The sequence below is a fragment of the Myxococcus sp. AB056 genome, assembly GCF_006547365.1.
GTDB classification, from domain to species: domain Bacteria; phylum Myxococcota; class Myxococcia; order Myxococcales; family Myxococcaceae; genus Myxococcus; species Myxococcus virescens.
In genome coordinates this window covers 38,413-56,383 of the sequence record NZ_VHLB01000015.1, presented here as the reverse complement: position 1 = coordinate 56,383, position 17,971 = coordinate 38,413, and the positions used below count along the sequence as shown (strand labels likewise).

General features: G+C 70.4%; 14 protein-coding genes. 11 read left to right on the top strand and 3 right to left on the bottom strand.

Going from position 1 to position 17,971, the window contains the following annotated elements:
- Positions 1–96: 96 nt before the first annotated feature.
- Positions 97–1,656, bottom strand: a complete 1,560-nt coding sequence (locus tag FMP39_RS09715) for an AMP-binding protein (protein ID WP_141589668.1) — start codon at positions 1,654–1,656, stop codon at positions 97–99.
- A 182-nt stretch (positions 1,657–1,838) separates the two neighbouring features.
- Here FMP39_RS09715 and FMP39_RS09710 point away from each other — a divergent pair, with 182 nt between their 5' ends.
- The 6 genes from FMP39_RS09710 to FMP39_RS09685 all read left to right on the top strand — a co-directional run bounded on the left by FMP39_RS09710 (position 1,839) and on the right by FMP39_RS09685 (position 9,851).
- Entirely contained in the window at positions 1,839–3,083 is a 1,245-nt protein-coding gene (locus FMP39_RS09710; RefSeq protein ID WP_141589667.1) for an HlyD family secretion protein, read from the top strand.
- Positions 3,083–5,512: an ABC transporter permease gene (locus FMP39_RS09705; RefSeq protein WP_194858330.1), complete on the top strand. Its 2,430-nt coding sequence runs from the start codon at positions 3,083–3,085 to the stop codon at positions 5,510–5,512. Before FMP39_RS09710 ends, FMP39_RS09705 begins: the two co-directional genes overlap by 1 nt.
- A gap of 57 nt (positions 5,513–5,569) precedes the next feature.
- Positions 5,570–6,331 (top strand): ABC transporter ATP-binding protein, encoded by a 762-nt coding sequence (locus tag FMP39_RS09700; RefSeq protein ID WP_020478064.1) that lies wholly within the window; start codon positions 5,570–5,572, stop codon positions 6,329–6,331.
- 7 nt (positions 6,332–6,338) lie between these two features.
- Positions 6,339–7,016, top strand: coding sequence for an ABC transporter ATP-binding protein (locus FMP39_RS09695; RefSeq protein WP_141589665.1), 678 nt, complete (start codon positions 6,339–6,341; stop codon positions 7,014–7,016).
- A gap of 61 nt (positions 7,017–7,077) precedes the next feature.
- Positions 7,078–8,511 (top strand): sigma-54 dependent transcriptional regulator, encoded by a 1,434-nt coding sequence (locus FMP39_RS09690; protein ID WP_141589664.1) that lies wholly within the window; start codon positions 7,078–7,080, stop codon positions 8,509–8,511.
- The gene (locus tag FMP39_RS09685) at positions 8,508–9,851 is read left to right on the top strand and encodes a PAS domain-containing sensor histidine kinase (RefSeq protein ID WP_141589663.1); all 1,344 of its coding nucleotides are present in this window, start codon (positions 8,508–8,510) and stop codon (positions 9,849–9,851) included. Before FMP39_RS09690 ends, FMP39_RS09685 begins: the two co-directional genes overlap by 4 nt.
- A gap of 3 nt (positions 9,852–9,854) precedes the next feature.
- Here FMP39_RS09685 and FMP39_RS09680 read toward each other — a convergent pair whose 3' ends face one another.
- Positions 9,855–10,385: a hypothetical protein gene (locus FMP39_RS09680; RefSeq protein ID WP_141589662.1), complete on the bottom strand. Its 531-nt coding sequence runs from the start codon at positions 10,383–10,385 to the stop codon at positions 9,855–9,857.
- A 201-nt stretch (positions 10,386–10,586) separates the two neighbouring features.
- On the opposite strand from FMP39_RS09680, the gene FMP39_RS09675 reads away from it, so the two are divergent.
- Positions 10,587–13,154 (top strand): glycoside hydrolase family 15 protein, encoded by a 2,568-nt coding sequence (locus FMP39_RS09675; protein WP_141589661.1) that lies wholly within the window; start codon positions 10,587–10,589, stop codon positions 13,152–13,154.
- A gap of 81 nt (positions 13,155–13,235) precedes the next feature.
- On the opposite strand, the gene FMP39_RS09670 is transcribed toward FMP39_RS09675, so the two are convergent.
- The gene (locus tag FMP39_RS09670) at positions 13,236–15,080 is read right to left on the bottom strand and encodes a penicillin-binding transpeptidase domain-containing protein (protein ID WP_228557837.1); all 1,845 of its coding nucleotides are present in this window, start codon (positions 15,078–15,080) and stop codon (positions 13,236–13,238) included.
- A gap of 304 nt (positions 15,081–15,384) precedes the next feature.
- Between FMP39_RS09670 and FMP39_RS09665 the strand changes: the two genes are divergently transcribed.
- From FMP39_RS09665 to FMP39_RS09650, 4 genes are all read left to right on the top strand, one after another.
- Positions 15,385–15,879 carry a CinA family protein gene (locus tag FMP39_RS09665; protein WP_141589659.1) on the top strand — a complete coding sequence of 165 codons (495 nt, stop codon included), beginning with the start codon at positions 15,385–15,387 and terminating at the stop codon, positions 15,877–15,879.
- A 71-nt stretch (positions 15,880–15,950) separates the two neighbouring features.
- The gene (locus tag FMP39_RS09660; protein WP_141589658.1) at positions 15,951–16,508 is read left to right on the top strand and encodes a DUF6484 domain-containing protein; all 558 of its coding nucleotides are present in this window, start codon (positions 15,951–15,953) and stop codon (positions 16,506–16,508) included.
- A gap of 44 nt (positions 16,509–16,552) precedes the next feature.
- The gene (locus tag FMP39_RS09655; protein ID WP_194858321.1) at positions 16,553–17,212 is read left to right on the top strand and encodes an AHH domain-containing protein; all 660 of its coding nucleotides are present in this window, start codon (positions 16,553–16,555) and stop codon (positions 17,210–17,212) included.
- A 16-nt stretch (positions 17,213–17,228) separates the two neighbouring features.
- A complete protein-coding gene (locus FMP39_RS09650; protein WP_141589656.1) occupies positions 17,229–17,831 on the top strand; it encodes a DUF1629 domain-containing protein in 603 nt (200 codons plus the stop codon).
- The last annotated feature ends 140 nt before the right edge of the window (positions 17,832–17,971 follow it).

Sequence of the window (17,971 nt, the reverse complement as noted above, 5' to 3'; positions counted from 1 at the left end):
GCTCCTTCCGTCCTGGGCGCGAACCCTAGGCCAGCAAGGTGCCCACGCCATGCAATTGCGCGGCGTCTGTTCGGAACCGTGCGGTGGATGCGCGGCTCATCGCGTGCCAGGTGGCACCAGTGCTGCCCGGAGGAGGTGCTTCTGCACCTTGCCCAACGCATTGCGCGGCAGCGCATCCGTGAAGATGACCTGGCGCGGCTTCTTGAAGCTGGCGAGCCGGTCCTTGCACCAGTCCACCAGGGACTGGGACTCCGGCGGGGTCGCCCCGGGGTGAGGCACCACCACGGCCACTACCTGCTCGCCCAGGTCCGCGTCCGGCAGGCCCAGGACCGCGACCTCCGCGACGCCCGGGTGCATGGCGAGCACCTCCTCCACCTCGCGCGGGTACACGTTGAAGCCGCCGCTGATGATGAGCTCGCGCGCCCGCCCGGTGATGCGCAGGTAGCCGTCCGCGTCCATATCTCCCAGGTCGCCCGTGCGGAACCATCCGTCCGCGTCGAAGGACTCGGCGGTGGCGTCCTGGCGGCGCCAGTACCCGGCGAAGACGTGAGGCCCCCGCACCTCGATTTCGCCCGTCTCGCCGCGCGGCCGCGGCTGGCGCGTGCGCACGTCCACCACGCGCGCCTCCTGGCCGGGGTAGGCGAAGCCCACCGTGCCGGGGCGGCGCTCGCCCTCGTAGGGGTTGGTGGTGTTCATGATGGTCTCCGTCATCCCGTAGCGCTCCAGGATGCGGGCGCCCAACTCCGCTTCGATGTCCGCGAAGAGCTGGGGACTGAGCGGCGCCGAGCCGGACACCCACAGGCGCAGCGCGCGCGGCTTCACGCGTGACGCGCGGGCCTCCTCCAGCAGGCGGCTGTACATGGTGGGCACGCCGAAGAACATCGTGAGCGAGGCGTCATCGCGCAGCGCGGACAGGGACTCGGCGGCGTTGAAGCGGCGGCGCAGGTCCACGCTGGCGCCGGTGAACAGCGTGCCGTGCAGGCCCACCATCAGGCCGTGGGTGTGGAACAGCGGCAGGGTGAGCAGCAGCCTGTCCTGCTCCGTCCACCGCCACGCCTCGGTGACGGCCCGCACGTTGGCCCGCAGGTTGCGGTGCAGCAGCATGGCGCCCTTGGAGCGGCCGGTGGTGCCGGAGGTGTAGCCCAGCACCGCCAGGTCCTCCGGACGCGGCATCACCAGCGGCGCGGCGGCGGAGGCGCCCTCCGCGAGCAGCGTGTCGAAGGGGACCTCCGTGAGCGACTCGGGCAGCGCGGTGGTGGGGCGCTCCACGGTGATGAGCCACTGGAGCGAGGGCAGCTGGGCCCGCAGCGGCACCAGCTCCGCGGCGCCCGCCGCGCCGGTGACGCAGCCGCAGACCTCCGCGTCGGACAGGATGTGGGCCAGCTCCACCTGCCGGTAGGCGGTGTTGACCAGCACCACCACGCCGCCCGCGGCCTGCACGCCCAGGTAGGCGATGGCGAAGCGGGCGCTGTTCTCCAGGAAGAGCGCCACCCGCTCCCCCGGCTGGAGCCCGCGCTGCTTGAGGCCCCGGGCGAAGGCCGTGACGTGCGTGGCGAACTGCCCGTAGGTGAAGCGCTCCTGCTCGAACGTCAGCAGGGGCCGCTCGGGCGCGCGGTGTGCATGGTCCAGGAACACTTCGAGAAGGGAGGCCGACATGGTCGCGCACCTTAGCGCTGGCGCCCCCAGGGGCCTCCACCCCCTTCCGGCCGCTGTCCGCTTCTGGGACGGCACTTTCCGCAAGTGGGCACGGCCTCCGCGAGGCAGTCCATCACCCTGAGCAATTCCAGGGGGTTGGCGCGGGTGCTGGCTTTGGCACGAGCCTCGCTCTGGGCAGGGGCGTGGACATTCCCAAAGCCAAGAAGCCGCGTCGCAAGCCCTGGGTGCTCGCCATCGGTGGAGCCTGCGTGCTCCTGTTGGTGACGGTGGGCCTGTCACGGCTGCGTCCGGCGGCGCCCACGGTGGAGCGGGCCTCGGTGTGGTTGGATACGGTGAAGCGCGGACCCATGGTGCGCCAGGTGAAGGGCGCGGGCACGCTGGTGCCGGAGTACATCCGCTGGCTCACCGCGGACACGGCGGGCCGGGTGGAGCGCATCCACGTGCGGCCCGGGGCCACGGTGACGGCGGACACGCTCCTGTTGGAGCTGTCGAACCCGGACGTGCAGCTCCAGGCCTTGGAGGCCGAGCGTCAGCTGGCCAGCGTGGAGGCCGACCTCATCCAGGTGCGCATGGAGCTGGAGACGCAGCGGCTGGCCCAGGAGGCCATGGTGGCGTCGCTCATCAACGAGTCCGCCGAGGCGGGACGCCGCGCCGACGCGAACGAGGCCCTTCACCAGAAGGCACACATCGGCGACCTGGAGATGCAGCAGGCGCGCGAGAAGGCCGCGGAGCTGAACCGTCGCCTGGAGCTGGAGCGCAAGAAGCTCCAGGTGGTGGCGTCCAGCATGAAAGAGCAGCTCACCGCGCAGCAGGGACAGGTGGAACGCCTGAAGGCGGTGGCCCGCTTCCGCCGCGCGCAGGTGGAGTCGATGAAGGTGCTCGCGGGTGAGGATGGCGTGCTCCAGGACCTGCCGCTGGAGCTGGGGCAGTGGGTGACGCCGGGCGTGCTGCTGGCGAAGGTGGTGAAGCCGGAGCGGCTGAAGGCGGAGCTGCGCATCGCGGAGACGCAGGCGCGCGACATCCAGCCTGGGCTGAAGGCGTTGGTGGACACCCGCAACGGCGTGGTGGAAGGCCAGGTGGCGCGGGTGGCGCCCGCGGCGAGCCAGGGCACGGTGCGCGTGGAGGTGTCGCTGCCCGCGGAGCTCCCCCGCGGCGCGCGGCCGGATTTGACGGTGGAGGGCACGGTGGAGCTGGAGCGGCTGGGTGACGTGCTGTCCGTGGGGCGCCCGGCTGGCGCGCAGCCCAATGCCACCATGGCCCTCTTCCGCTTGATGCCGGGCAGCGATGAAGCCGTCCGCGTTCCGGTGCAACTGGGCCGGGGCTCGGTGAACGCGGTGGAGGTGCTGCAGGGCCTTCAAGAAGGTGACCAGGTGGTGTTGTCGGACATGGCCGCGTGGGACGCCGTGGAGCGGGTGCGGCTGCGATGATGGACGCACTTCGCCGTGACGTGCGGCACACGCTGCGCTCGCTGCGCCAGAGCCCCGGCTTCGCGCTGGTGGCGGTGCTCGCGCTGGCGCTGGGGATTGGCGCCAACAGCGCCGTCTTCAGCGTGGTGAATGGGGTGCTCCTCACGCCGCCGCCCTTCTCGGAGCCCGAGCGGGTGGTGCACCTCCAGGGGAACATCGCGCAGGCCGGGCTCGAGGACATCTCCCTGTCCGTGCCGGAGTACGTCGACCTGGCGACGCGGTCGCGCGCCTTCGAATCGGTGGCGGCCTACCGGGGCGGCAACCTGACGCTCACGGGCAGGGAAATCCCCCAGCAGCTCGCCGCGGTGGTGGCCACACCGTCCTTCTTCACCACGCTGGGCGTGTCGCCGGTGCTCGGCCGCGCCTTCACGGAGGCGGAGGCCGTCCAGGGACGTGAGCGGGTGGTGGTGCTCACCGACACGGCGTGGCGCGTGCACTTCGCGCGGGACGCGCAGGTGCTGGGCCAGACGATGCAGCTCGACGGCGAGCCGTACACGGTGGTGGGCGTGTTGCCCGCGGGGGTGGCCTACCCCGCCTGGGCGGAGATGTACGTGCCCTTCGTGCCCACGGAGGCACAGCGGCAGGAGGACCAACGCGGCGCCCGGTTCCTGTCGGTGGTGGGGCGGTTGAAGCCCGGCGTGACGCAGGACGCGGCGCGCACGGACCTGGCGCGCGTGGCGCTGGAGATGGAGGAGGCCGTCCCCTCGCGGTACCGGAAGGTGGGTTGGTCCTTCTCGGTGACGTCACTGGATGAAAAGGTCGTGGGCAACGTGCGCGGCACGCTGTGGCTGCTGCTGGGCGCGGTGGGCTTCGTGCTGCTGGCGGCGTGCAGCAGCGTGGCCAACCTGCTGCTGGCCCGGATGGCGGCGCGTGGACGCGAGGTGTCCATCCGCGCCGCGCTGGGGGCGAGCCGGGGCCGGCTGGTGGCGCAGTTCCTCACCGAGAGCCTGGTGCTGTCCCTGGCGGGCGGGGTGCTGGGGATGCTGCTGGCGTTGTGGGGCACGGACGCGTTGGTGGCGCTGGTGGGAGAGGCGCTGCCTCGCGCGAGCCAGGTGCGGCTGGATGCGCGGCCGCTGGTGTTCACCCTGAGCGTGAGCCTCCTCACGGGCGTGCTCTTCGGGCTCGGTCCGGCGCTGCATGGCAGCCGGGAGGACTTGAGCGTCGCCATGCGCGAGGGCAGCCGGAGCACGGAGGGCCATGGTTCGGGCCGGATGCGCGCGGGGCTGGTGGTGGGGCAGGTCGCGGTGGCGCTGGTGCTCCTGGTGGGCGCGGGGCTGTTCACCAAGAGCTTCCTGGCCCTGCGCGCGGTGGACGCGGGCTTCACGCCCGAGGGCGTGCTCACGGGCAAGCTCGTGCTGCCCTCCGCGCGCTACCCGGACGCGGCATCCAAGGTGGCCTTCCAGCGGGAGCTGTTGGGCCGGCTCCAGTCGCTCCCGGGCGTGGAGTCCGTGGGGGTCACCAACCTGCTGCCGCTGGGAGGGCGCTCGGACAGCAGCTTCGACATCGAGGGACGGCCGCAGGCGCCGGGTGAGGTCTGGCCCGCGGTGGAGTTCCGCGCCGTCAGCCCGGGTTACCTGCGCACGCTGCGCGTCACCCCGCGCCAGGGGCACCTCCTGGAGGGAGACGGGACGGAGGGGCCGGACGCACCCTGGCAGGTGGTCATCAACAAGACCTTCGCAGACCTCTACTGGCCCCAGGGGGATGCGCTGGGCCAGCGGTTGAAGCTGCACTGGGATACGGCGCAGTGGACCACCGTGGTGGGCATCGTGGACGACGTGCGCGAATGGGGCCTGGATACGCCCGCGCGGCCCGCCGCGTACTATCCGGCGGCGAAGGTGCCCACGCCCTTCCTGGCGCTCGCGGTCCGGGCGAAGTCCGGCGGCAGCCCGGAGGCGCTGCGCACCGCCATCGAAGCGGAGCTGCGCGCCGTGGATGGCAACCTGGCGTTGTACGCGGTGGCGCCGCTGACGCGGTTGGTGGATGAGTCCATCAGCTCCCGCCAGGTGTCGGCGCTGCTGATGGGCCTGTTCGCGGGCACGGCGCTGCTGCTGGCGGCGCTCGGCATCTCCGGCGTCATCGGCTACTCGGTGGCGCAGCGCACGCGGGAGATGGGCATCCGCATGGCGCTGGGGGCCTCGCGGACCCGCGTGCTGACGCTGGTGCTGGGGCAGGGCCTGCGGCTCACCGCGCTGGGCGTGGTGCTGGGCCTGGGGCTGTCGCTGGGATTGGCGCGGCTGTTGGATGCAATGCTGTATGGGGTAGCGGCGTACGACGGGTGGACCTTCGCGGGCGTGGCATTGCTGCTGGGCACGGTGGCCGTGCTGGCCGCCTGGCTTCCGGCGCGCCGGGCCACGCGCGTGGACCCGGCCATCGCCCTGCGAGCGGAGTAGGCCGATGGAGACTTCAGACATGACCGCGTGGAACGCGGTGGAGCGGGTGGGTCAGCGATGATGACGAACGACACGAAGACGGCTGCTTCCCCGGAAGGCGCGGTGGCGCAGGAGGACGCGGGCGCGGAGCCCGGCAAGGCGCTCATCCACCTGGACGGACTGACCAAGGTCTTCGAGACCGAGGACGTGGAGACGCACGCGCTCTCCAACATCCACCTCAACGTGCGCAAGGGAGAGTGGGTGGCGATTGTCGGCCCGTCGGGCTCGGGCAAGTCCACCTTGCTGGCGGTGCTGGGGCTGCTGGACACGGCGACGCGCGGGGCCTACCTGCTGGACGGGCGCAGCGTGTTGGACCTGTCCGCGACGGACCGGGCGCTGGTGCGCAACCGGCACATCGGCTTCATCTTCCAGAGCTTCAACCTCATCGGCGACCTGACGGTGTTCGAGAACGTGGAGCTGCCGCTGACGTACCGGGGCATGCCCGCCGCCGAGCGAAAGCAGCGGGTGGAGCGCGCGCTGGAGAAGGTGGGCATGGCGCACCGGGCCCGTCACATGCCGGGGCAGCTCTCCGGTGGTCAGCAGCAGCGCGTGGCGGTGGCGCGCGCGGTGGCGGGCGACCCGCTCATCCTCCTGGCGGACGAGCCCACGGGTAACCTGGACTCGAAGAACGGCGAGGCGGTGATGCAGCTCTTGACGGAGCTCCACAAGGGCGGCGCCACCATCTGCATGGTGACGCACGACCCGGCGCACGCGCGCGTGGCCACCCGCACGGTGAGCCTCTTCGACGGCCGCATCGTCCAGGACGAGCAGCGCCGCTGAGACGGACATGCCAGCTCCGCTCATCTCCCTGAGGAACGTCGAGAAGTCCTACCCCCTGGCTGGTGGCCGGGCCTGGGTGCTGCGCCGCATCGACCTGGACATCCAGCCGGGCGAGTTCGTCACGCTGATGGGGCCGTCGGGCGCGGGCAAGTCCACGCTGCTCTCCATCCTGGGCATGCTGGACGTGGACTGGACGGGTGAGTACCTGCTGGATGGCCAGGCGGTACATGCCATGAAGCCCAAGGCGCGCGGGGAGCTTTCCCGGCGCACCATCGGCTTCGTGTTCCAGCAGTACCACCTGCTGGACAACCTGACGGTGGCGGAGAACCTGGAGGTGCCGCTGTCCTACCGCGACCTCAAGCGCGGCGAGCGCGAGGCCCTGGTGGGCGACATGCTGGACCGCTTCCAGCTCGTGGGGAAGAAGGACCTCTTCCCCTCGCAGCTCTCCGGTGGGCAGCAGCAGCTCGTGGGCATCGCCCGGGCGCTCATCGCCAACCCCAAGGTGCTGCTGGCGGACGAGCCCACGGGCAACCTCCATTCGCAGCAGGCGAAGCAAATCATGGAGGTCTTCCAGGGCCTCAACCGGGATGGCACCACCATCATCCAGGTGACGCACTCGGAGGCGAACGCCGCCTACGGCCACCGCGTCATCCAGCTCGCGGATGGTTGGTTGCAGGGCGCCTGAGGTCCCCGGCCGCCTACAACCCGCGCGACCGCCGCCGGTTGTTTCTGGCACATTCCCCCCATTGGTGTCCCCTGTGTCTGAATCCGCCTCCTCCCTCCCGAATCCCCCCAGTGCCGCCGCGCGGCCTCCGTGTGTCCTTGTCGCCGACGACCAGGCGGACGTCCTGGAGGCCCTCCGGCTGCTCCTCAAGCGGGACGGACTCACCGTCGTCACCTCGCAGTCGCCCGCGGGTGCGCTCGCCACGCTGGAGGCCGAGGACGTGGACCTGGTCCTGATGGACCTGAACTACGCGCGCGACACCACCTCCGGGCAGGAGGGCATCGACCTGCTTGGCCGCATCCGCGCGCAGGATGCGTCCCTGCCGGTGGTGGTGATGACGGCGTGGGGCAGCGTGGAGGGCGCGGTGGAGGCCATGCGCGCCGGTGCTCGCGACTATGTGCAGAAGCCCTGGGACAACACGCGCCTGCTGGCCACGCTGCGCACCCAACTGGAGCTGCGCCGGGCGCTGAAGCGCAGCCGCCGGCTGGAGGAGGAGAACCAGCACCTGCGCCGGGGGCAGGGCAATCAGCTCACCATGGTGTCCGAGTCGCGGTCCATGCAGCCGGTGCGGCGGCTCATCGAGCGGGTGGCGCCGTCTGGCGCCAACGTGCTGGTGACGGGCGAGCACGGCACGGGCAAGGAGGTGGTGGCGCGGCTGATTCATGGGGGCTCCACGCGCTCGGAGCGGCCTTTCGTCGCGGTCAACTCCGGCGGCCTGTCCGAAGGCGTCTTCGAGAGCGAGCTGTTCGGCCACGTGAAGGGCGCCTTCACGGACGCGAAGTCGGACCGCATCGGCTGCTTCGAGCTGGCGGACGGCGGCACGCTCTTCCTGGACGAGATTGGCAACATGCCGCTGTCGCAGCAGGCCAAGCTGCTGCGCGTGCTCCAGACGGGCGAGCTGCACCCGGTGGGCTCGTCGAAGACGCGGCGGGTGGACGTGCGCGTGGTGAGCGCCACCAACGTGGACCTGTCGCGGGCGGTGGCGGAGGGCCGCTTCCGGGAAGATTTGCTGTACCGCCTCAACACGGTGGAGGTGCAGCTTCCGCCCCTGCGCGAGCGTCGCGAGGACATCCCGCTGCTGGCCGCGCACTTCCTAGCCGAACAGGGCCGGCGCTACGGCAGGCCCAACGTCCGGCTGTCCTCGGAGGCGCTGGAGGCCCTGCTGGCCTATGCATGGCCGGGCAACGTGCGCGAGCTGGAGCACGCGGTGGAGCGCGCGATGCTGATGGCGTCGGGTGACGAGGTGACGCAGGAGGACCTGCTGCTCAAGCGGGCGGGCCGCGAGGGCATGACGCGGCTGGAGGAGATGACGCTGGAGGAGGTGGAGCGCTACCTCATCGAGCGGGCGCTGGCGCGGCACGAAGGCAACGTGAGCGAGGCGGCGAAGGGACTGGGGCTGTCGCGCAGCGCGCTGTACCGGCGGCTCCAGTACTACGGCATCAAGGGCGCTCGGTGAGCGAGGAGCGCCAGCCACCGCCGCATGACCTGCAGGTGCTCGGGCTCGCGTGGCTCGCGGGTCTGCCGGGCTCGGTGGCCGCGCTCGTGCTGGTGTGGTTGGGGGACTTCTCTTCCAAGGTGCAGTGGACGCTGACCTCCCTGGTGGTGGGCACCTTCCTGGGCGTGGGCCTGCTGGTGCGCGAGCGGGTGATGCGGCCGTTGCACGCGGTGGCCAACCTGCTGGCCGCCCTGCGCGAAGGGGACTACTCCGTGCGCGGCCGGGGCGCGCGGGCGGGGGATGCGCTGGGCGAGGTGCTGCTGGAGGTGAACGCGCTGGGGGACACCCTGCGCGAGCAGCGGCTGGGGGTGCTGGAGGCGGGCGCGCTCCTGGAGCAGGTGATGGAGGAGATTGACGTCGGCGTGCTGGCCTTCGACGTGACGGGCACGCTGCGGCTGGTGAACCGCGCGGGCGAGCGGCTGCTGGGCGCGTCACGCTCGCAGTTGGTGGGCAAGGGCGCCGGAGCCCTGGGCCTGACGGACCTGCTGGAGGGCGACGTGCCTCGCAGGCTGACGCGCTCCTTCGCGGAGGAGGGCGGCCCCTACGAGCTGCGGCGAGGCTCCTTCCGGCAGGGCGGCCTGCCGCACCAGTTGGTGGTGCTCGCGGACCTGCGGCTGGCATTGCGTGAGCAAGAGCGCGAGGCCTGGCAACGGCTGGTGCGGGTGTTGAGCCACGAAATCAACAACTCGCTGGCGCCCATCGGCTCCATCGCGGAGGCGCTGCGCGACACGTTGCTCATGGCGCCGCGTCCGTCCGACTGGGAAGAGGACGCGAAGAGCGGACTGGGCATCGTCGCCCGTCGCTCCCAATCCCTGGCGCGCTTCATGTCCGCCTACGCCAGCCTCGCGCGGTTGCCGCCTCCGACGCTGGGCGCCGTGGAGGTGGACGCGTGGGTGCGCCGGGTGGCCGCGCTGGAGAAGCGCCGGAAGGTGGGCGTGCGCGCGGGCCCCGGGTTGGTGCTGCGGGGCGACGTGGACCAATTGGAGCAGTTGCTCATCAACCTGGTGCGCAACGCGGTGGACGCGGTGCTGTCCGCGCCGGAGGCCGCGGGGGACGTCTGGGTGTCGTGGGCCGTGCTGTCGCCGGGCGCGGTGGAGGTCTGGGTGGAGGACGAGGGCCCCGGCATGACGGACACGGGCAACCTCTTCGTGCCCTTCTTCACCACCAAGCCCCAGGGCAGCGGCATCGGCCTGGCGCTCAGCCGGCAAATCGCGGAGGCCCACGGGGGCAGCCTGCGTCTGGAGAACCGCCCCGAGGGCAAGGGCTGCCGCGCGCGCTTGAAGCTGCCTCAGGGCGCGTGAGCCTCAGGCCACCTGGGCGCGGCGAGTCGTCGTCGGGGGCGCGTCGTATTCGGGCGTGAGGTCCACCACGTCGTTGGTGAGCAGGTGATAGACGATGCAGTTGCTCACCCAGAAGAACAGGGCGCTGTAGTGGACGTAGACGAGCGGTGAGCCGGGCCACACCTGGAGCGGATAGTTGAAGACATTGGCCGCGACGTAGCCGCCCACCCATTCGCCCGTCCAGCACACCCCGGCGCCAATGGCCAGCCGCGGCCAGACCTTCACGCGGCGTGGGTAGAACCAGAAGAAGTGCAGGCTCCACAGGAGCGCCACGCAGCCGGCCCACAGGATGAGGCTCCCGAAGGAGAACCAGTGGTACGGCGACTTGGGGAACACCCAACCCCAGTCCCCATTCATCCACCGCCAGGCCACGTTCTGCGCCAGCTCCATGAACCAGAAGAGCGGGGCGACGTAGAGCACCTGCGTCAGCAGGACGCGAAGGAAGGTGCCGCGGTTCTGCCAGGTCAGCCTCGCGGGCCGGGCGAGCGAAGTCATGAGGTCCCCTGCGGCGGTGGGTCGTCCGGTGCCGCGTCACCAGTCAGTACGTGATGAGTCCCATTTCTTGGGGAGAGGGTGGCGACAGGTGGTTGCGCGGAGGCGCCAGAGTCCCGGCTGAACCCCCTGTTGAAACAGCCTTTTCCGGGAAGGTCAGCAAGACCGTTGGCCTGAGACGGGAAGGGTCCCAGAATCCGCCGGATGATTCCCACCCCCCGCCTGTATCGCCGACCTGGCCAGCCGCCCGTGCTGCTCCTCGCGCTGCTGTGCGCCGTGGGCGCCGGCGCCCGCGCGGAAGTCCCCGTCCAGCGCTCCTTCCTGCGCCTGCCGTCGTCCAACGGGCATGGCGCGGTGATGTTGGATGTGGAGCAGCGCAAGGTGACGCACTTCCGCGAGCACCTGTTCGCCACCGAGGAGCCCGTCATCGACGCGGCGGGCCATGACGTCTTCGAGAATGGCCAGCCGAAGGTGATTCACGCCCGCGACCTGCTCTTCGACGCGTTCTTCGGGCTGCGCTCCGGGGGCACGCAGCGCTGGCTCAGCACGCAGGAGGCGGACCGGGACGCCAGCGGCTACGCGGCGTGGGCGCCGGAGAAGACAGGCGGTACGGGGCTGGGCGCGCTGGTGCAGCGGGTGGGAACGCTGGAGGCGACGACGTTCGTCTTCGCGCCGCAGGGCCTGCCGCACGCGTCCTTCGTCATGGCGCTGCGCGTGCGCAACACCGGCGCGTCGGCCGTCACGGGCGTGAGTGCCTTCTCGCTCCACAACTTCCACCTGGGCTTCGGCCGTCCGGGCGTGATGGCGGACCTGGATGAGAATGGCGAGACGGTGGAGCTGAGCGGCAACGACTTCGTGGAGAAGGGCTTCGCGGGGGTGTTGGTGGCGCGGCCGTTGGGCGCGGTGGCCCGGAAGTCGGCGTGGCTGTCCACGACGACGGGACCGCAGAACGCCTACTCGGTGGTGAATGGGGGCGGCGGGCAGGACCTGCAGGACTTCACGGCGCAGCCCTCGGCGGGCACGGGCTGGGCGACGGCGTACCAGTTCAACCTGGGGGACATCCCAGCGGGCGCGGAGCGGTGGGTGGGCGTGGCCTTCGCGCACCATGGTGACCCCGCGGCCGGGGACACGGTGCGGCAGTGGCTGACGGAGTACGCGGGCGCGTCCAACGCCCAGGCGCTGGTGGACGCGGAAGTGGCGCGGTGGGCGGCATTCCAGACGGACACGGTGAAGGTGCCCGCGGGCATGTCGGCGGACGAGGAGTCCCTGCTGCGGCACTCGGCGGTGGTGCTGCACATGGCGCAGGTGCGTTCACGCGACGTGTACCTGCGCGAGTTCCTGTCGCGGGATGGCGAGCCGCGCCGCACGCGCTTCAAGGCGCCCGGCGGAGCGCCGGCGTCGCTGCCAGGCGTGGTTCGCCACGCGGGCTACGGCGCGGTGCTGGCGAGCCTGCCGCCCGGGCAGTGGACGTACGCCTGGATTCGGGACGGGGCCTACGCGGTGGCGGCCATGGCCACGTTGGGCATGCAGAGCAATGCCCGCGACGCGCTGTCCTACTACCTCAACGCGGACAGTGGCCGCTTCCAGCACTGGCGTGAGCTGGAGCCGTATTCGATGCCGCCGTACATCATCACCCTCACGCGCTACCACGGCTTCGGCGTGGAGGAGACGGACTTCAACGAGGCGGGGCCGAACATCGAGTTCGACGGCTTCGGTCTCTTCCTGTGGGCGCTGCGGCACTACGAGCGGACGACGGGCGACACCACGCTGGTGGACCAGACCTGGCCCACGGTGTCCACGAAGGTGGGGGACGCGCTGGTGGCGCTCATCAACCCGGTGACGGGGCTCATCCGTCCGGACTCGTCCATCTGGGAAACGCACTGGAAAGGGCGGCAGCGGTCGTGGACGTACACCAGCCTCACGGCGGCGCGCGGCCTGTGTGACGCGGCGGAGCTGGCGGAGCGGGTGGGCGACACGGAGCGCGCGCAGCGCTACCGGCAGGCGGGCGAGTCCTTGCGCCGGGCGATGGCGGAGACGCTGACGGACAGCAACTTCGCGCTGGCCTCGAACCTGGAGGAACTGAGGAAGGGCAGGGGCTACTGGGACGCGGCGGTGTTCGACGCGTTCGCCTTCGAGCTGTTCGACCCGGCGGGGAAGATTGCCCAGGCGACCTATCATGGACTGGACCTGCGCCTGTCCTCACCGGCGGGTGCGGGATGGCAGCGCAACGATGACCGGTATGACCACCCGGATGGCGCGGACTTGAGCCCTTGGGGCGGCGAGTACGACAGCGCGGAGTGGGTCATCGTCAGCCTGCGCGGCGCGATGGCCAAGCGCATGGGCGGCGATGTGGCGCGTGCGGACCGCGTGCTGAAGTGGGTGACGGACCAGTCGTTGAAGAACTACCTGGCCGTGGCGGAGACGTATGACGAGCTGAACGGCGCGTATAAGTACAACACGCCCATGGCGGGCTTCGGCGCGGGCGCCTATGCGCTGGCGCTGGACCACCGCGCGGCCGGCGGGAGTGACCCGGCGTGTGGCGCGTACTTCGATGAGAGCGCGCTGACGAAGCCGCCGGACGCGGGCACGCCGGACGCGGGTACGCAGCAGCCGGACGCGGGGCCACAGACGCCCGACGCGGGCACTCCGCCGGATAGCGGCGCGGACGTGGGCGGTGGCGGCTGCAACGCGACGGGGCCGGGCGCGGTGGCGCTGTGGGTGGTGTTGGCGTTCGCGGGACTGGCCATGGCGCTGCGTCGTCGCGGAGCCTGAGCACCGGCGGCGCGCGGCGGGAGGAACGCCGCGTGCTGGGGCCTTGTCGTTGCGGAGCCTGTGTGTGAAAGCTCGGGCGCGTTACAGCGCACCAGCGAACTTCGCGGCGATGGGTGCTGCAACGCGCCCGCCCACGCCACCGCCTTCCACCAGGACGGCGAATCCCACGCCCTTTCGAAACCCGATGAACCACGCGTGCGTGGGCAGCGGCGCCACGGTGCCGAACTCGGCGGTGCCTGTCTTGCCGCCGAGCCCGGGCACCTGCCGGCCGGCCTTCCCGGAGCCCTCCATCACGACGGCGCGCATCAGCGCGGACAGCGGCGCCCGGACGCCGTCCGAGAGCGGGCTGCTCGGTCCGCCGTCCAGGCCTTCCACGAGGTAGGGCGCGCGCCACTCGCCAGACTCCGCCGCCGCGGCGACCGAGGCCATGTGCATGGGCGTCGCGAGCACCCGCCCCTGACCGATGGCGGCGGCCGCCAGTTCGATGGCATCCGCGGGCGCGGGAAACGATGCACCGGCGGAAGTCAGCCCGGGGAAATAGGGCACATCGAAGCCGAACCGGCGAGCCGCGGCACTCAGCGCATCACCGCCGAGCCCCGTCGCGAGCGTCACGAACGCGGTGTTGCACGAGTGGGCGAACACCTGTCGCAGCGTGGTGTCACCCAGGGACTCTCCCTCGAAGTTCCGGAAGGGCTTGGTGCGCACCATCGTCATCGGCGGGCACGCGACAGGGGAGTCCACCCGCATGCCTCGGGCGAGCAGCGCCTCCGTGGTGACGACCTTGAACGTGGACCCGGGCGGGTAGCGGCCGGTGAGGGCACGGTGCAGCGGCTGCGAGAGCGGCCGGCTGGCCACGGCGAGGATGGCCCCCGTGGCGCTGTCCACGGCGACGAGGGCCGCGGGGTGGGCCACACCGTCGAGCGCGGCCTCCGCGGCGGCCTGGACCTCGCGGCGCAGCGTGGTGGACAGGGGCGCTCCCGGCTCACCCTCGAAGTGGAAGAGGACCTGCGTCTTGCCCGAGGGGCGCATGAGCAGGACGTCACCGGAGGGACTGCCAGCGAGCTGGACCTCGTATGCCCGCTCCAGGCCGGACAGGCCCACGAGGTCTCCAGGCAGATAGGTGGGGCCCATCTGGGGCAGCAGCTCGGCCGTCACCTCGCCAACCCGGCCCAGGGTGTGCGCCGCGAAGCCGTCCTCCGGAGTGCGGGCGCTCTTGCGGCGGAAGAAGATGCCGGGCACGGGGGCCAGCGCCGGGCGCACCTGTTGGTAGCGCGCGGGGGGCAGGTCGGTGATGGGCACGAAGCGGCTCGTCGCCGTGCCCGCCGCGCTCAGCGCCGCGTCGAACTGTGCGGTGCTCACGCCGGTATGTGCCTGGAGCGCCGCCGCCACGTCCGCGCGGTTCCGGACGCGGGTGGGGTCGACGCCGATGGTGATGACCTCACCGTGCAGGGTGAGCGGTGTCCCCTGCGAGTCGAGGATGTCGGCCCGCTGCGGGGCCGTGCGGGTGCGGGAGAAGAGGTCACCCTCGCGGGCCTCGGGGTGCAGCGTGGCGGGGGTCCACTGGACGCGCCACTGGCCCTGGTGACGGACGAAGCGCAGTGCTCCTTCCAGCTCCCATTCCCCGAGCCCGCGCAGCAGGTGCACGGCGCGGTAGGTGGCCACCCTGGCGTCGCCATCGCGCTGGAACGGTCCGAGCTCGAACTGGGAGGAGACGATGCGCAGCCCGTCGCGGAACTGCTGGTGCATCACCTCGAAGTACGCGGGCGGGTTGACGACGGCGCGCCGCATGGAGGCGACATCCCCCGCGGCCCAGGCGCGCAGATAGGCCTCGGCCTCGGCGACCGGGCCCGTGACGACGGGCTCGGGGACTGGCACGGGGGCAGGGGCCACCGGCCTGGACGCACAGGCTGCCAGGAATGCGGCCATCAGGGCCAGGACTCCAACCTTCCACGCTCGCCAGGACACGGGCGGCACTCTGTTGCGCACGAGTGCGGATGGGTCAAGGAATCCGCCTCCGAGGCCACCCGGAGTGCGGCCAGGGGATGTCGGTCAACGGACTGCGCGACCGTGGACGGTGTCCCCGTCCCGGTGCGCCGATTGGGCCCCATGTCCGGCTGCTACGGTGGCCTCGGACGCGGTGCGGCGCCCCGAGCGAGGACACGGCCGGGAACGCACGGCATGACCGTTCTTGGGCGTGCAGGTCCGCCGCGGATGCGATGGAGTGGGGCGTATGACGGAAGCATCCCTGGTGGCCTTGGCGCGGCAGGCGCTGGAGCGGTGTCGAGCGGCGGGCGTTCGCCTGGCGTTGGTGGAGGCCTGCACGGGAGGGCTGCTGGGCGCGACGTTGACGGAGGTGCCCGGCGCCTCCGCGGTGGTCGAGCGTGGCTTCATTCCCTACTCGTATGAGTCCAAGGTGGAGCAGCTCGGCGTGCCGCTGGCGTTGCTGCAAGCGCATGGCTCCGTCAGCGCCGAGGCCGTGGAGGCCATGGCCCACGGTGCCCTGGCGCGCTCCACGGCGGACTGGGTGCTGGTGGAGACAGGCATCGCGGGACCCGGAGGCGGCACGCCGCAGAAGCCCGTGGGCTTGGCCTACCTCGCGGTGCTCCAGCGGGGGGGACAGGCCACGGTGGAACGGCACGTCTTTCCCGGGGACAGAGCCGAGGTCCGGCGAGCCATCGTGGGCCGGAGCCTGGCGCTGTTGGTGGAGTGGTTGGGAAGGGCCTGATATCGTTCAGGACCGCCGTCTCCTTGGGGCGAAGGTCGCACTGTACGGCACGACGTCGGATTGGGGGACCCATGGCCTCGAATGATGATGGTGCCAAGCCCGAGAAGACGCTCCAAGTCGCTCACCGGGAGCCCATCACCGGGGCGCGTGTTGGCAGGCTCATGGGGGTGAATCCGGAGGGGCTGGCGCTGGTGGACTTCGCGGGCAATCCGACGTCCATGCCGGTCGCGGCCCGGAGCTTCGTCTCGCTCGGGGTTGAGCAGTTGCGGTCGGCGGTGGAAGAGCGCCGGGAGGTCGTGCTGCTGTTCGAGGACGGCGACCCCGCACGTCCGCTGCTGGTCGCGCTGGCTCAAGCCCCCAACGCTCCTTCGCTGCTGGAGCAGTTGCTCGAGGTGGCGAGCCGTCCCGAGGCCGCTGCTGGCGCTCCGGCGCCCTCTGTGCCGGAGGCGAAGGACACCCCGAAGGAGGACCGGTTGGTGCTCGGCGCCGAGAAGGAAATCGTGTTGCGTGTAGGCGAGGCAAGCATCACGCTGCGCCGGGACGGCACCATCCTTCTTCGAGGGGTTCGAGTGGAGAGCCGGGCCTCGGGGCTCCAGCTCATTCGCGGTGGTAAGATTGAGTTGAACTGAGTTCCACGGGGGCACGCATGGCGAAGGCAGATCATCTCGCTGGAATGGGCAAGCTGAAGGCCCGGCTCAGGCGCTCGCGTGACTATCGGGAAAAAGGCCACAAGCACATCAAGGGCAATGGCGGCCGGAACAAGATCTACGCGGACCTTGAGACCATCCAGGGGGTGCTCCAGGCGCGAGGCACTCGTGTGCGCGGGGACAAGCGAATCAAGCCTGGCAGCCTGACGCATGCGCGCCGATACACCTTCGTCCATGGCCAGAACTTCAAGATTGGCCAGTCCCCGTACATCAACCAAGCACACCATCTGCTTCCGGAGGAGGCCTTCTCCGATAAGTACTTCGACAGTGACCAGATGCGGATGCTTCGGGGCGTGGACTACAACATCAACAATGGAGAGAACATCATCTTCCTCCCCGCGGTGGCGCGCGACTCGGAGTTCCACCACTTGCCCCACCACTCGGGAAGCCATCCGGGCTATTCGGATCATGTGAAAAACGATATGTTCGTTGTTCGCAACGAATTGGATTCCGCGCTGGCGAAGGACAAGAAGCACAAGGAGTGGAGTCCACCGGAAGACGTCAAGAAGGTGCTGATGAAGCTCCAGTCGAATTACTGGGACTGGGTGTCCACAGCGGGCCCCATCAGCATCAACTTGTTCACCAAGCCCGCTCTGAAGAAGCGGGGCATCGCGAAGAAGTGCTGAAGTGGAGCGGATTGCCGTGAGCTACTACCCCTGGGTGGACGACGACGAGGATGAGTCCTTTGCGTGGCTGGAGGCTTCCCGCAAAGAAGAGCTGGATGGGCGCGGTTACCTCCTCTCGGAAGGCGTCCGCTGTGAGGAATGGTTCCCGAAGGGCCTTGTCTTCGACTTGTCGAAGGAGCGGGGCAGCACGTTGACGGACAGCATCCCGAACGCGTTCTCGATGCGAGTGGTCTCCGAAAAGCTCAAGAGCATTCTGGAGCAGGAGACGCCGGCGAATTCCATCGAATACCTGCCCATTCGGCTTCGGACACCCCGTAAGAAAGTTCTGACCACGCCGTATTACATCGCCAACGTGCTGGGGACGGTCGCTTGCATGGACGCGAAGAAGTCAGACTTCGACATGAGCGCCATCTCCAAGACGCAGGTGTTGCATTTCCGGCGGCTGGTCCTCAATGAGAAGAAGATCCCGAAGGACGTGAAGATCTTCAGGCTCGCGGAGCAGACCAGGCTCATCCTGGTTCGTGAAGACCTGGGGCAGCGAATCGTGGACGAGGACTGCCTGGGCGTGTTGTTCCAGGAGATGGAGGACTTCGGCTCCGAGTTCCGCGGGCGAGCCTGAGCCGTGCATTCACTTTGAAGCTGGAGCCGTCGTCTCCCCTCGGTGTCGCGCGGCTCGGATCTCCACCGGATGCCTCACCACGCGTGGGGAGTCATCAGCTCCGAAGACGCGGGGCTTGGCGAAGAAGCGCTGAAGTGGAG